Below are 13831 nucleotides of genomic sequence, written 5' to 3' on the forward strand. Positions count from 1 at the left end.
TGGTTTATAAGCTCTTTTTAAGAATCTCAAATGCTTTGATGATTTCGTTGTCATCGATAGAAGCAAAACCAATTCTCATGGCATTTTTATCGAAAGATTCATTTTTATAAAAAAGTCCGTTATCGATATGAAGTCCATTTTTTAGGGCATTTTGGGACATTTTGATTAAATCTGTTTTTTTATCGAAAGTTGCCCAAACCGCAAGTCCGCCTTCCGGGATTTCAAATTCAATATCATTTTTAAAGTCCGTTTCAAGAATATCACAGAAAAGATTTCTTCGATGTTTATAAATTTTTAATGATTTGCGAAAGTGTCTTTCCATTTCGCCATTATTAAACAATACCGAAAAAGCATCTTCAAGAAGCGTATCACCTTGTTTATCGATCAGTTCTCGCAACGATGCCGCAGCATTAATAAAAGCTGGTGGCCCAGACATAAACCCAATTCGTAAAGCCGGAGCAAAAGTCTTCGAAATTGAACCTATGTAAATAACATTATGATTGTGGTCGATACTCGCCAAAGGCAAATACGGTTTATTTTCGTAATGAAAATCGAAATCATAATCGTCTTCGATAATAGCAAAACGATATTCCCTGGCGAGATTTAATAATTTCAATCTACGCTCCATACTTAAGGTTACAGTTGTCGGGAAATGATGATGCGGAATGATGTAAAGTGCTTTTATGGTTTGTTTGCGTAAAATATTTTCGAGATAATCAATGTCCATCCCGTTTTCATCAACCGGAATACGAATTAATTTCGCTCCTGAATGTTTGAAAGTATCATCGGCATAACCGTAATTTGAAACTCCTACAGCAACGGTATCACCAATAGTAAGAAGTAATTGAGCGGTAAGGTAAATTCCCATTTGGCTTCCTTTAGAAATCAAAATATTATCAGGCGAAGCCACCAATCCTCTTGTATTCGAAAGATAGTTTGAAATCGAAATACGCAAATGTTCAGATCCTTTTGAGCTGCCATATTTCAGGAAGTTTTTACCGTAAAATTTTCGTGAAAGACTTCTGTATTCACGCATTAACTGATCTACAGGCGCCAGACGAACATCAGGAAAACCATCATCGATTCTAAGTCCGGTTTTTTGAAAATTTGTACTTGGAATACTATTGCTAAAATGATTGGTCCATATAAAAGACTCTTGCTGATTATGGTTTTTATCAGTTTGAGGCAAATTAGGTTTGGAAATCACAGGCAATTTTGAAAGTACAAAAACCCCTTTTCGCTCAACAGATTCAGCCCAACCCTGACTGATTAATTCTTCGTATGCCAGTTTTACGGTATTTCTGTTAATGCCAATTAGATCTGCCAATACTCTCGAGCTCGGCAATACATCCGAAGGCTGAAGCGTACCGTTGGTAATCAGGGATACAAAATTATTGCATACCTGAATATAGATATTGACGGATGAATTTCTATCGATTTGAATTAAGGATTTATATGGCAACATCTGGGCTGTAGTTTTTATAAAAATTGGTATACAAAGTTAACCCAAAACAGCGCTACTTTTGACAAAAATTATTAAAATGAAAAAAATATTAGTTATCAATTCAAGCGCAAGAACGCTTAATTCTCACAGCAGAAATCTTACTGAAGTATTTGTAAACCATTGGAAAAGCATTCATACTAATCCTGAAATTACGTTTCGTGAATTAGGAAATACGGATGTTCCTCATATTAATGAAAATTGGATTGCAGCAGCTTTTAAACCTGAAACAGCAAGATCTGAGGAAGAAAAAGAAGCGCTAAAAACAAGTGATCTATATATTGCAGAATTACATCAGGCGGATATTATTGTTGTAGGAACTCCTATGTACAATTGGTCGGTACCGAGCGCGCTAAAAGCTTATATTGATCAGGTTGTGCGCGTAAATGAAACCTGGAAACTGAATCCGGGTAATTATGAGAATCCATATATTGGTTTATTAGAAAACAAAACAGTGGTTTTATTATTATCGAGAGGTTCTCAGGGATATGAAAAAGGAGAATTTAACGCGCATATGAATTTTCAGACCGATTATTTAAAAACAGTTTTTAATGTTATGGGCGTACACAATATTCATATGATTGCAATCGACGGAGCGACTCTTAATCCGGAACTATTGAAAGAAAAAATAGAAAATTCACATCAAAAAGTACAATCTCTTATCGAGAAAGAATTGCTTTAAAATGGCACGAATGAAAAATAATGTTCTCAAAGGAAGTTTGTTTATTGCACTTGGAGCCTCGAGTTACGGCATGCTGGCGACCTTTGTAAAAATGGCTTATCAGGAAGGATTTTCAACGGCCGAAGTGACGCTTTCGCAATATATTCTTGGCTTTGCAGGACTTTTGATTTTGAGTTTATTTTCTAAAACAAAACAGAAAGTTAAGACTGAAAAATCGAATTTTAAAAGTGTTTTTAAGTTGATTCTTGCCGGAACTTCTTTGGGCTTAACCAGTACTTTTTATTACTTATCTGTGCAATATGTACCTGTGAGCGTTGCGATCGTATTGCTAATGCAAACTGTTTGGATGGGCGTTATTGCAGAAATGATTATTTATAAAAAAATACCCGGATTACGTAAAATCATTTCGGTTTTAATCATTTTGATTGGGACAGTATTAGCGACCAATTTGCTGCAGGAGTCTGTAATTATAAATTGGACAGGCTTTTTCTGGGGAATTATGGCGGCGCTTTCATATACGGCTACTATGTATTCTTCGAACAATATTGAGCTGGATTCTCCTCCGTTAAGAAGAAGTCTTTTTATGATTTTAGGAGGATTTATTGTTATTGCTCTGATATTTCATTCTTCGATAAATACTCATTTTTCAACTGGTATTTTTATGCGTTGGGGAATTGTACTTTCCCTGTTCGGCACGATCCTCCCTCCTCTTTTATTTACAAGAGGAATGCCTTTAACCGGAATGGGTTTGGGCGCTATTATTGCTTCTGTAGAAATTCCTGTTTCTATACTTGTAGCGTATATTTGGCTCCAAGAACCTGTAGATTTTATACAATGGATGGGTGTAATTCTGATTCTGTTTGCAGTAGTATTGATGAATATACGGAAAGGTTAAATTCCAAAAATTAAATTCCAAATTCCAATTAGCGTTGGAATTTGGAATTTATTTATTGAAGTTTATTTTTAAGATTTAACCGTAACCGTTGCTAAATTCTGTACTCTTTGTTTATTGAAAAGCATGAAAACAATAACAACAATAGCAATTAGAGAAATATTGGCAAAGCCTAATAACAACTGACTTTTTACAGCATATAAATTAACAAATCCGTAGCTGAATAAAGAGCTTAACATATAAGTTCCTCCGCCTGTAAGTCCGCTGGCAACTCCGGCATTTTTAGAAAAACGACTTAGACAATAGCTGTAGATATTATTATAAATGAAGCCTCCGCAAATATTAAGCGCTAAAGTATATCCTACCAAAGTGTAAATATTACTGGCTATAGAAGAAGTTGCAATCATTAATACTACCAAAACTACTTGTGTTGAAACGGCAATAGTAACTTTTTTGGCCAATGGTTTATGAATCAATGATTTTGAAATAATACCGCCTGCCATAACTCCTAAACCGGACAATAATGAGCTATAGCCTGTTGTAATGGCTGAATATCCAAGAACGCGCTCTATAATAAAAGGACTTGATAAGCTATACACTAAAACAACGCTATAACACATAGCCAGAATTAAAACACCAAAAGTAAAATCATGTGATTTTAGCATTCCTGAATAGGTTTGTGCAATGCTTTTTAGTTTGAAAGGATGAGAAAATTTTAAAGTTTCTCCGCTATATACAAGTTCTAAAGCCAGGAAAATCAATGATAATCCGCCAAGGAAATAAAAATTAGATCTCCAGCCAAAACTATGTTCTAAATATCCACCTAAAAAGGGCGCCATAATGGGTGCGCATGCCCAAATAATAGAAAATAAACTAATGTAGCTTTTTAGTTTTTCGCCTGAATAGAGATCGACAAAATAGGCTCGTTTGGCAATAACGATAAAGGCAATTGCAATTCCCTGAATAATTCTCATGGCATAAATAACATAAATATCAGGTACTAAAGCAATCACAAAACTGGCTATAGAAAATACGGCAAGCGAAGCAATATTAATTTTAAAACGTCCGAAACTGTCTAAAATACTCCCTATAAAAATCTGGCTTACGCCGAGGCTAAACATAAAGAAAACAAGCGAAAGCTGAACGGCTCCTGCTGAAACGTGTAAATCTTTTGCCATAGCCGGAAGCGAAGGCAAATAAATATCTGTGGCAAATCCGGATAGCGGAATTAAGGATAGGGCTAATAAGGTACTAAAGCCCTTATGGTTTTCTTGTAAATTTCTCATTTTTTAAATTAGTTACTATTAAATCAGACCGATCGGTCTAAAAAAGTTTAAAAAAAAACTACAATACATAGTTTTCAAATTCTGTTTTAATGCTGTCCAGAATAATTTTCATTTGGTCATCAGTTCCTAGAATTTTTCTACATAAAATTGCGCCTTCTATCATGGCGAAAACTTTTATGCTAAAATGCTCCGGATTAATATCTGATGATAATTCATTGTTTTTTATTCCTTCTTCAGCAATGGTAAAAAATCTGTTTTGGGCAGCACGAATGGCTTTTTTAACCTGTTCTTTCATGGCAGGATTGGTATCGTCAGCTTCTACTCCAAAATTCAAAATCGGGCAGCCATCTGCTGTATTGATGTCATTGGCATACACATTTAGCAAATTAATCAGTTTTTCTCTGGCTGATTTTCCTTCGGCTACAGCCAAATTTAATTTAGTCGATAATTGAGATCTTAGGTATAAAAATGACTCTTTACAAATTTCTTCTTTGCTTTCGAAGTTTCCGTAAATACCGCCTTTAGCCAGTTTGGTAGCTTCCATAATATCGCTTAATGAAGTTCCGGCCATTCCTTTTTTGTTGATTATATGCGCCGATGCTTCAATAATAAATTGTCTGGTTCTTTCTGCTTTACTCATGACTTTCTTATTTGAGAGAACAAATTTAGACCGTTCGGTCTTTATTTGCAAATATTTTAACTTTTAATTTAATTATGAGTTACTTACATGTTATTTGTTTTTTAGAAAATGGCCCCCGGATTGTACGGATTAAACGGGTTTGCACTGATTTATTATTATTGATTTTTTAAATTTTTCTCTTCTTACGACAAACCTGACAGGTTTTAAAAACCTGTCAGGTTTAGTACATGAAACTAGAATATCTTTTTTATTTCGGAAAATAATTACCTTTCCATAACAGTTTCACAGATCCTATTGTCACTCCTAAAACGACAACATTCATGATACAAAATATAATTATCGCTAGAATCGAAACCGTAAAATCAGCACTTTTTAAAGCAAAAATCGAAAGTCCTTGTGATAATGTTGCAATGCCGAAAGTATATGCCCAATATCCGGGTGCAAAGGCTTGTTCTTTTAACCATTTAAAAGCAAAAGTTATGGCAACAAAAACAAATACTGCATACCCCATTAAACCATAAACTATCGGAATACTTAGATTATTTCCGCATAAAACCTGATAGGCGACAAATAAAATTACAGCCGGCGCCATGTAAATTCCCATAAAGTTTCTCGTTTTTGCGCCAAGTCCGCCCACGGTTAATTGTTGCGTAATTACAGAATCCATAATGAGCCACGAAATAGTTCCGATTCCTAAAAGTACATAACCGTAATTCGTATATCCTAATAATCCGGCTGCAAGTGCATTAACCAAAATACTGGCGGTAAAAGTCAGGAATAAAGAAGGTGTTGTATGTTCGGTTTGGCGTTCTTGTGTCCATAAACCCGAAAGTTTGTAAGCTCCATAAATAAGGTTTGATACAGAACCCACCCAAAACAAAGAAATAGCAATTGACTGACTGTAAATATGAATCGCGATTGCCATTAGTATAATCGATTCAGGAATTAAAGCCAGAAACGACGATTGTACAGGATCATTAAATTCGGTTACAGCCAGTTTTCTGTGCTGAATCCATTTGTTGCAATACAGCAATAACCACCATAAAAACGATAGCAAGGCTAAACCTTCTAAGACTTCTCCAATATAAGAAGGTAAATGCCATAATGATGTGGCGTTTCTCCAGGCATTTCCTGTTTCTGCTAATCCTAACGTCATGGCAAAAAAGGAAGCGGGCGCGATTGGCAATGTAATCTTTTGTTTTTGAAACTGTTGTTGTGCGGTTTTGTCTACGATTTTGTTCATTATTAAAATATTTGATTTAACTTTGAGCAAAATTATACTGATTTAAGGATTTTATAATTGTAATATCATTCGTTAATTTAGTAATATGTTGTTATGATCAAAACCAATTTATACCTTCCGTACGAAGTTGTTTTTAAAGAAATAAACGAATCCCTACATACAGAAGTGGGTAATAATTTCTTTGAATTACTTTATATTGTTTCGGGAACCGGCATACAAACGATCAATGAAAATCGATTGTCGTATGAACCGGGACATCTATTTTTGATCACGCCTCAGGATTCTCATGCATTAGAGATTGCAAGTCCTACAACTATTTTTCAGCTGCGTTTTACGGATATTTACATTAAAAATGGTCCTTTTACATCGAATAATCTTTATAAACTTGAATACATTTTACAACACGCCCATCATCAGCCGGGATGTATTTTAAAAAGAATTACCGACAAAAATCTGGTGCATCCTGTTATAGAAGCTATCAGGCATGAATACCACAATCCTACTTTGTATAATACAGAATTGATTCAGTTGTTGATTAATACTTTGATTGTAATTATTGCCCGAAATATCTCTGAATATCTTCCGGAAAACATCAACAAACAATCTGACGGAAAAGCGCATACCTTACTGGAATACATTCAAACGCATATTTACGAACCTGAAAAATTGAGTGTAACGGTTATGAGTGAAAAATTCGGCATTTCTGAAACTTATCTTGGCAGGTATTTTAAGAAACAAGCCAATGAAACTTTACAGGATTATATTTCGAAATACCGCATAAAACTGGTCGAAAACCGATTACTTTATAGTGATTTGCGTGTAGGCGAAATTGCGAGTGAATTGGGTTTTAATGATGAAAGTCATCTCAATAAAATCTTCAAAAAACATCGGGGCACTACTCCATCTGCTTTTAGAAAAAATCAGGTCAATTAATTCGTTTGTAATTTTAAGATTTTAAACTCATTACTAATCTTTATTTCTAAATTCTCTTTAACACCTGAACTTTCCAAAATTGATCAACTTAAGGATTGTCTATTTCAACTTTTAAATTGTCCGTTTCAACATTTTTTCAATTTTAAATTGATGGCTTATGGCGCAAATTTGTCCTATAAATCAACTTAAAAAATAGAAATCATGAGTACAAAAACAACAAAAATTATTTACTGGACAGGAATCATTTTAACTTCTTTATGGTTTGGCGCCAGCGGTTTTTTCGAACTAACAACCAATCCAATCGTTTGGGCAATTACACAACAATTGGGCTATCCGGAACATTTTATTTATCTGCTTGGCGTAATGAAAGTTGCCGGAGTAATCACTTTATTAATTCCGAACAAATTGTTACGATTGAAAGAATGGGTATTTGCAGGAGTATTTTTTGACATTACTTTCGCCTTCTTCTCTAAACTCGCCGTTTTAGGTTTTCCCGCAACTACAGATGCTATTATTGCTTTTGTAATGGTAAGCGTAACTTATATCATGTTTAGAAAATTGTATACAGCAACTTATACCTTAAATAATTAAGCATACAGACCTTTACTTTTTTAATCCTGCAATCCCGATAGCTATCGGGATTGCGCTTTTCAATCATTCAAAATAAACACAATGAAAAATACACTTTTAATAAGCGCTCTCGTTGCGCTTTCCGTTCTCTTTTCGCTCAACTGTTTCATGTTTCCGGATAGTTACGAAGAACTGACCGGAAAATTAAAATCAGAAAAAATTAAACTCGAAACTTCTAATACTAACGGATTTGCCGTTGTAGAACTTTTTACTTCCGAAGGTTGTTCGAGTTGTCCGCCTGCAGATGAATTGATGGCAAAATTACAGCAGGAAAGCCAAAACCAAAACATTTACTTCCTGGCGTATCATGTTGATTATTGGGATCGTTTGGGTTGGAAGGATCAGTTTAGTTCAAACGAATTTACAGTTCGACAACAACAATATCAAAACTGGCTGAATCTTTATGTGATGTATACGCCGCAATTTATCATTAACGGAATGACCGAATTTGCGGGTTATAATGAAACAACGCTTTCTAAAAAGATTTCGGATGCTTTGGTAATGAAACCCACTTCTAATCTGGAACTTATCGCAAAAAGCACTGATAAAGATTCTATAAGCATTCATTTTAAAACAAATGAGATTCAGGAAAACAGCAATTTGTTTATTGCTACGGTTCAAAAAGAAGCTATTTCGAAAGTCGCACGTGGGGAAAATAAAGGAGCTACTTTACATCACGTTCAGATTGTAAGACAGCTTAAAGGTTTTCCTTTAAATGAAAAAGAAGATAATTTGAAAGTTGCAAAACCAACTAATTTTGAAGCTAAAAATTGGGAATTAATAGGCTTTATTCAAAATATTTCTACTGGGAAAATTTCCGCTACAGCGAAAGTTAATTTGATGTGAAAATTGCCCACAGATTAAACGGATTTAAACTGGTATTCACTGATTATTCTTTTTATGATCAGTGATTTTTTATGCCAAAGATTAAAATGATTTTAAAGATTTTTTTTAATTAAAAATCATTTTAATCTGTGAAATCTGTGGCATATAAATTTTAAGTATAAAGCTATTTATCTATTCTCTAACCAGCTCAAAAAAGCAGTTGCTTTGTCTTTTCCTACCAATAATTTTTCTTCGGTTGGTATCGTTAATTTCAGGATTAATTTGCGGGAAAAATAATGTTCTGCTTCTCTAATGGCCGAAAAATTAATCAGATACTGTCTATTTGTTCTAAAGAATTGAGTTGGCGATAAAAGTTTATGCACTTCATCCAGAGATTGCGTGATCTGATATTCGGCTTTATCGAAAGTCATAATCGTGGGCGTTTCATTTTTAATGTAAAAAAATGCAATATTCTCTGTAAGAACGGTTTGATATTTATTGTTTTTGAAAACTAAAAAACTAGTCTTTCCTGTATTCTCGCCTGTTCTGGTTAATAAATAATCGAAATCAGGCATCGCTTTTTTATTTCTTTGAAAGAAATTCTTCAGTTCTCCTGCTTTTTTAATCGCCTGAGCAATGCTTTCTCTTGAGAATGGTTTCAATACATAATCGATTCCGTTTGCTTTAAAAGCTTCAATCGCATAATCATCAAAAGCGGTACAGAAAATTACAGGCGATAAAACTTCGACATTTTTAAAAATTTCAAAACACAATCCATCCGCCAACTGAATATCCATAAAAATAAGATCCGGCTGATCATTCTCTGATAAATAACTCACAGCGCCGTCTATACTTTGTATGTACGACAAAATTTGAGCATCTGGCCTGATACTCAATATAAGCTGACCAAGTGCTTTGGCCGTTTTTACTTCATCTTCAATTATTACGATAGTCATAGGTCATTGGTATTTTTACTTTAAAAGTAGTTTCGTTTTTCTCGATTTCAATTTCTCTGTGAATCAAATGCGAAAAGCGCTGGTTAATATTGTCCAATCCTACGCCGGTAGACAATACGCCTCTTTTGAGCTGTATTTGATTTTCGATCACCAGGAAATCTCCTTCGGTATATAATTTAATGTGTAGGGGTTTATCTAATGAAACCACGTTGTGTTTGATGCAATTTTCGATTAATAATTGCAATGTAAAAGGCGGAACAGCCGAATCGTATTGTCTTTGATCGACTTTGTTTTCAAGAACAAATCCGTCCTCGAAACGGGCTTTTAAAAGGTATACGTACGAATCCAAGATCTGAAGTTCTTCTTTTAGCGGAATCAAATCCAGTTTTCGGCTTTCTAATGTAAATCGATAAAAATCGGATAATTTCAGGATAAAATCAGAACTCTGCGGATCCTGAATATCAACCATCGATTTTAAAGTATTGAGACTATTAAACAAAAAATGCGGATTAACCTGTTGTTTTAAAAGTTCGTATTGCGCGCCCAGATTTACAGCTTTGGTACGTTCTAGTTCTACGCCCATTTGTTGGGTTTGGTAGTTTTGAAAAAGCAAATGCAAAAACATATACACAATCAAATTGATTAAAACACCTCGCAGTTCGAACATGATTGGCGCGTCCATTTTTGATATTTGAAAAAGTTCCTGATGCCCAATTACCAAAATCACCATGACCACAATACCCATTATAACGCTCAGTAAAAGTTTCCAGTTGAATAAACTTTGATGCGTGCGTTGCGAAGAAAATTTAGGCAAACTGTACATGTTATAATACCATATAAAAACGGAAAACAACAAGGTAATCGAAGAGTTTATAATGATGTCTCCCAGAGTAGAATCGCCATCAAATAATTTGGGTATCGAAGCAAGAATTGCCAGTGCTATAGAACTTCCCCATATAACTTTTGAGGAAACCTGAAAGCGTTTTACTTTTTCCATATTTGCGTTTTTTTTAATCTTGCTTTGGTAAAGATAGAATTTTTTAGAAGTATTTTATATTGAAAATACTGTTGTAATGCTAAAAAAAAGTCTTGATTTCTTTAAGTTTTGTATTAATTAATTACTTTAAATAACACACTAAAATTAATTGATTTTCTTTTATTAAGGTTGATTTTTTATTTGTGTTAGTATTTAATAAATACTTTGCTTCGAAAATAAGTCTGCGCATTTTTGTCATTTCGACGAAGGAGAAATCACACACGAAATTCTATCCTGAATGTCGCCAATCTTTGTCGAGCTTCTGGTGGAGATTCCTCCTTCGTCGGAATGACAAAAATGACGATTATAAATGCTAAAGAAGGGTTCTAATCCTTTAAAAAGAATAGGAAATCTAAATTATAAATGTGCATATTATCAAACCTTAAAAACTGTAAACCAATACCGTATCACTAAATAAAGCTGGTTCATCAAAAACTAATTTCTTCTCGGTAAAACCCATTAAAGAATTTCCAAATAGATTTATTTTGTCTTTATCGATCACCTTAATCATCGAAAGATTATTGGCATAATTACGGTTATTTTCGTTTAAAACAGTATTCCATTTTTGACTTGATAATTCAGAGCGCAGGTCTTTTGAGAATTTATTTAATGTTGCAATACTGTCATTCTCATTCATAATAAATTTAGGAAATATAAAGGATTCAAATATTTGATTATTTTGAGAATGTATGGCTTTATATAAACTATTACTTGAGTAATTTTGAGCGTTAGATTTTACAGATAAAAAGAAAAATGCAACGACTAAAAAAGAGAATATTGATTTCATAATGATAGAATTTAAGAGTTAAAAAGTGTTTTAATTTTAAACAAATTTATACCATTGCCATTATAATAAGAAGCCTAAAAAAGGTCAAACGGACAACTTAAAAGCTGAATTGGACAAGTCTCGATTTGAAGAAATTTATGTGTTTATATTTTTTGAATTGTATTGCCCAAAAGAATCGCGCAAAGTCGCAAAAGCGCAAAGAAAAATAAGCAAAAGAGCTAAACTTTGCGACTCTGCGACTTTGCGCGAGAATAAATTTTACTATATAAAAAAGTGCGAAAAAAACTTTACCTTTTAAATATTGATTGTTTCTCCAATATCTGGCAAATACAAACTCAAACCTGCGTTTTTAAATTCTTCGATTGCATTGTTTTTATTCATTTTAATAAATCCGAATGTATCATAATGAACGCCAATGACTTTTTTCGTTTTTACAAGTTCTGCTGCTTCAATCGCATCGTCGATTCCCATTGTCAATAAATCTCCTACGGGGAAAACTGCAAAATCTAAATCTACCCATTTTGCCACCAAACTCATATCTAACGTAAGTGCCGTGTCGCCGCTGTAATAAAAACTACCTTCGGATGTTTTAAAAGCAAATCCGCTGGCAGATCCTGCGTATGCACCATCCGGAAAACTGCTTGAATGCTGCGAAATAAAAGCTTTTACAGTTCCGAATTCAAAAGTGCCTTTACCTCCTGGATTTATAGGCTGAAGATTTTTAAGTCCGAGTTTACCAAAATAATGGTACAATTCCCAACTGCCAAATACGGTTGCTCCCGTACGATTTGCAATGATTTCTACATCGAGCATATGATCAAAATGTCCGTGCGAAACAAAAATATAATCTGCTTTAATTGTATTAATATCAATGTCTTTTGCTAATTCGTTTCCTGAAATAAAAGGATCAAACAACAAGTTTTTGCCCTCTACTTCTACTGAAAAGCAAGAATGGCCGTAATAGGTTACTTTCATATTTATATATTTTAATGGTTAATTCAGAATTACTAAATTACTAAAAATCAAATAATTAACTCAATAAGTTTTAAATCAAGCTGTAAAAAATTTTCTCGTAATTTTATAATGAAGGTTCTTGAAAAGCTGCTTTATTAGCACCTAAAATAATTCCGTCGTTTCTATCCTGAACAAAACCAATTACTTCCCAGTCTTTTGTATTAAAGTCTTTAGGCAAATGAACAATAGCAATTCCAGATCTGTCTTTGTTGAGATTTACGGTATGCAAATGATGTACGATTTGATAATGCGATAAAATACGATGAGCATTCTCCCCTCTTTTCACATTGCTTTTCGCCGCTTTCTGAACTACTGCAATCAATAAACGACTGTTTTTTGATGCTCCTTCTACGGCATATTTTACCGAGAGACTATTGTTGATTTCGCTTGCTTCTAACTTTAAATCGGCAACAGCGGGTTTAGAAAGTGCTGATTTAATCGCATTTCTCACCACAGGTTCCTGCGAAGCAATATATTCTGATTTTCCATTAACAATTACTTGTGGTGTGTAGATAGGCTCTTTTCCTAAAAATTTAGCGTATTCGTATTGTCTTTGAGTATAATCGGGATTGCTAAAAATATCTTTCCAGCCTTGTTTGTCCCAATAATCAACATGGTAGGCCAAAACATATAAATTGTTGTCTTTATACTCGCTCTGAATTTTTCCCATCAATTCATCCGCGGGAGGACAACTCGAGCAACCTTCTGATGTAAATAATTCTAAAAGTGCAAAACTTTTCACTTCTTTTTTATCGGGATTGTTTTGAGCAAAAGCAGTTGTTCCTATAAAAAAAGCCAATAAAGCAGTGAGATGTATTAATTTTATTTTTTTCATGATTTCTATTTTTTATAATCTAAAAAGCCTCCACTTTCGAAGAGGCTTTCTGTTTAAAATATTAAAGAATATTAATGGTAACATCAATGTTCCCTCTTGTTGCTTTAGAATACGGACAAGTTTGGTGCGCAGCATCTGTAAGTTTTCTTGCAACTTCAGGATCAATTCCCGGAAGGCTTACGTTAAGACGTGCTTGTAGAAAATATTCTCCATCAGCCAGACATAAATCAACCTCTGCATCTACAGCAGTTTCTGCCGGAACTTTAACGCCTAATTTTGAAGCTGCTATTCCCATTGCTCCCATAAAACAAGCTGACCATCCCGCTGCGAACAATTGTTCCGGATTCGTTCCCGGACGTGATGTCCCCGGTGAACTTAATTTGATATTTAATTGATCGTCTGAACTTTGAGATGCTCCTTCGCGACCGCCTGTTGTGTGTGTTTTTCCTGTGTATAATACTTTTGTTTCCATGATTTTTTAATTTTAGATTTTAGACTTAAGATTTTAGATTTATTTGAAAATTTGAATATGAATGCTTAATGATTTAACTGTAAATCGCGTTAAGATTTT

Annotated in this window: 15 protein-coding genes; 5 read left to right on the top strand and 10 right to left on the bottom strand. The window is 34.0% G+C overall.

Annotated features, from left to right (window positions below; genetic code table 11):
* Window positions 1-4: 4 nt before the first annotated feature.
* Entirely contained in the window at window positions 5-1465 is a 1461-nt protein-coding gene (pdxR, locus tag L0669_RS18050; protein WP_263759203.1) for a MocR-like pyridoxine biosynthesis transcription factor PdxR, read from the bottom strand.
* 76 nt (window positions 1466-1541) lie between these two features.
* Here pdxR and L0669_RS18055 point away from each other — a divergent pair, with 76 nt between their 5' ends.
* Both L0669_RS18055 and L0669_RS18060 read left to right on the top strand, forming a co-directional pair.
* Window positions 1542-2183, top strand: coding sequence for an FMN-dependent NADH-azoreductase (locus L0669_RS18055; RefSeq protein WP_263759204.1), 642 nt, complete (start codon window positions 1542-1544; stop codon window positions 2181-2183).
* Window positions 2184-2193: 10 nt separating this feature from the next.
* Window positions 2194-3078, top strand: a complete 885-nt coding sequence (locus L0669_RS18060; RefSeq protein ID WP_263759205.1) for a DMT family transporter — start codon at window positions 2194-2196, stop codon at window positions 3076-3078.
* Window positions 3079-3146: 68 nt separating this feature from the next.
* Here L0669_RS18060 and L0669_RS18065 read toward each other — a convergent pair whose 3' ends face one another.
* The 3 genes from L0669_RS18065 to L0669_RS18075 form a co-directional block, all read right to left on the bottom strand.
* Window positions 3147-4361, bottom strand: coding sequence for an MFS transporter (locus L0669_RS18065; RefSeq protein ID WP_263759206.1), 1215 nt, complete (start codon window positions 4359-4361; stop codon window positions 3147-3149).
* Between the two features lie 58 nt (window positions 4362-4419).
* Window positions 4420-5001, bottom strand: a complete 582-nt coding sequence (locus L0669_RS18070) for a TetR/AcrR family transcriptional regulator (RefSeq protein ID WP_263759208.1) — start codon at window positions 4999-5001, stop codon at window positions 4420-4422.
* Window positions 5002-5248: 247 nt separating this feature from the next.
* Complete coding sequence (locus tag L0669_RS18075; RefSeq protein ID WP_263759209.1) at window positions 5249-6244, bottom strand: SLAC1 family transporter; 996 nt, start codon at window positions 6242-6244, stop codon at window positions 5249-5251.
* A 93-nt stretch (window positions 6245-6337) separates the two neighbouring features.
* Here L0669_RS18075 and L0669_RS18080 point away from each other — a divergent pair, with 93 nt between their 5' ends.
* From L0669_RS18080 to L0669_RS18090, 3 genes are all read left to right on the top strand, one after another.
* On the top strand, window positions 6338-7177 hold the full coding sequence (locus L0669_RS18080; protein WP_263759210.1) for an AraC family transcriptional regulator: 840 nt from the start codon (window positions 6338-6340) through the stop codon (window positions 7175-7177).
* 201 nt (window positions 7178-7378) lie between these two features.
* Window positions 7379-7768 (top strand): DoxX family protein, encoded by a 390-nt coding sequence (locus L0669_RS18085; RefSeq protein WP_263759212.1) that lies wholly within the window; start codon window positions 7379-7381, stop codon window positions 7766-7768.
* A gap of 81 nt (window positions 7769-7849) precedes the next feature.
* The gene (locus tag L0669_RS18090) at window positions 7850-8653 is read left to right on the top strand and encodes a DUF1223 domain-containing protein (RefSeq protein WP_263759213.1); all 804 of its coding nucleotides are present in this window, start codon (window positions 7850-7852) and stop codon (window positions 8651-8653) included.
* Between the two features lie 167 nt (window positions 8654-8820).
* Here L0669_RS18090 and L0669_RS18095 read toward each other — a convergent pair whose 3' ends face one another.
* The 6 genes from L0669_RS18095 to L0669_RS18120 form a co-directional block, all read right to left on the bottom strand.
* On the bottom strand, window positions 8821-9588 hold the full coding sequence (locus tag L0669_RS18095; RefSeq protein ID WP_173972501.1) for a LytR/AlgR family response regulator transcription factor: 768 nt from the start codon (window positions 9586-9588) through the stop codon (window positions 8821-8823).
* A complete protein-coding gene (locus L0669_RS18100; RefSeq protein ID WP_263759214.1) occupies window positions 9569-10585 on the bottom strand; it encodes a sensor histidine kinase in 1017 nt (338 codons plus the stop codon). Before L0669_RS18100 ends, L0669_RS18095 begins: the two co-directional genes overlap by 20 nt.
* 421 nt (window positions 10586-11006) lie before the next feature.
* The gene (locus L0669_RS18105; protein ID WP_263759215.1) at window positions 11007-11411 is read right to left on the bottom strand and encodes a hypothetical protein; all 405 of its coding nucleotides are present in this window, start codon (window positions 11409-11411) and stop codon (window positions 11007-11009) included.
* 294 nt (window positions 11412-11705) lie between these two features.
* On the bottom strand, window positions 11706-12386 hold the full coding sequence (locus tag L0669_RS18110) for a metal-dependent hydrolase (protein ID WP_263759216.1): 681 nt from the start codon (window positions 12384-12386) through the stop codon (window positions 11706-11708).
* Window positions 12387-12489: 103 nt separating this feature from the next.
* A complete protein-coding gene (locus L0669_RS18115; RefSeq protein ID WP_263759218.1) occupies window positions 12490-13260 on the bottom strand; it encodes a DUF1223 domain-containing protein in 771 nt (256 codons plus the stop codon).
* A 61-nt stretch (window positions 13261-13321) separates the two neighbouring features.
* Window positions 13322-13732: an organic hydroperoxide resistance protein gene (locus tag L0669_RS18120; protein WP_263759219.1), complete on the bottom strand. Its 411-nt coding sequence runs from the start codon at window positions 13730-13732 to the stop codon at window positions 13322-13324.
* Window positions 13733-13831 lie beyond the last annotated feature (99 nt).

The sequence above is a fragment of the Flavobacterium bizetiae genome, assembly GCF_024271895.1.
Taxonomy (GTDB): domain Bacteria; phylum Bacteroidota; class Bacteroidia; order Flavobacteriales; family Flavobacteriaceae; genus Flavobacterium; species Flavobacterium bizetiae.

Excerpts from the sequence above, each read along its gene's own strand:
- pdxR (WP_263759203.1), bottom strand. The coding sequence starts at position 1,465 with ATGTTGCCATATAAATCCTTAATTCAAATCGATAGAAATTCATCCGTC.
- L0669_RS18055 (WP_263759204.1), top strand. The coding sequence starts at position 1,542 with ATGAAAAAAATATTAGTTATCAATTCAAGCGCAAGAACGCTTAATTCT.
- L0669_RS18060 (WP_263759205.1), top strand. The coding sequence starts at position 2,194 with ATGAAAAATAATGTTCTCAAAGGAAGTTTGTTTATTGCACTTGGAGCC.
- L0669_RS18065 (WP_263759206.1), bottom strand. The coding sequence starts at position 4,361 with ATGAGAAATTTACAAGAAAACCATAAGGGCTTTAGTACCTTATTAGCC.
- L0669_RS18070 (WP_263759208.1), bottom strand. The coding sequence starts at position 5,001 with ATGAGTAAAGCAGAAAGAACCAGACAATTTATTATTGAAGCATCGGCG.
- L0669_RS18075 (WP_263759209.1), bottom strand. The coding sequence starts at position 6,244 with ATGAACAAAATCGTAGACAAAACCGCACAACAACAGTTTCAAAAACAA.
- L0669_RS18080 (WP_263759210.1), top strand. The coding sequence starts at position 6,338 with ATGATCAAAACCAATTTATACCTTCCGTACGAAGTTGTTTTTAAAGAA.
- L0669_RS18085 (WP_263759212.1), top strand. The coding sequence starts at position 7,379 with ATGAGTACAAAAACAACAAAAATTATTTACTGGACAGGAATCATTTTA.
- L0669_RS18090 (WP_263759213.1), top strand. The coding sequence starts at position 7,850 with ATGAAAAATACACTTTTAATAAGCGCTCTCGTTGCGCTTTCCGTTCTC.
- L0669_RS18095 (WP_173972501.1), bottom strand. The coding sequence starts at position 9,588 with ATGACTATCGTAATAATTGAAGATGAAGTAAAAACGGCCAAAGCACTT.
- L0669_RS18100 (WP_263759214.1), bottom strand. The coding sequence starts at position 10,585 with ATGGAAAAAGTAAAACGCTTTCAGGTTTCCTCAAAAGTTATATGGGGA.
- L0669_RS18105 (WP_263759215.1), bottom strand. The coding sequence starts at position 11,411 with ATGAAATCAATATTCTCTTTTTTAGTCGTTGCATTTTTCTTTTTATCT.
- L0669_RS18110 (WP_263759216.1), bottom strand. The coding sequence starts at position 12,386 with ATGAAAGTAACCTATTACGGCCATTCTTGCTTTTCAGTAGAAGTAGAG.
- L0669_RS18115 (WP_263759218.1), bottom strand. The coding sequence starts at position 13,260 with ATGAAAAAAATAAAATTAATACATCTCACTGCTTTATTGGCTTTTTTT.
- L0669_RS18120 (WP_263759219.1), bottom strand. The coding sequence starts at position 13,732 with ATGGAAACAAAAGTATTATACACAGGAAAAACACACACAACAGGCGGT.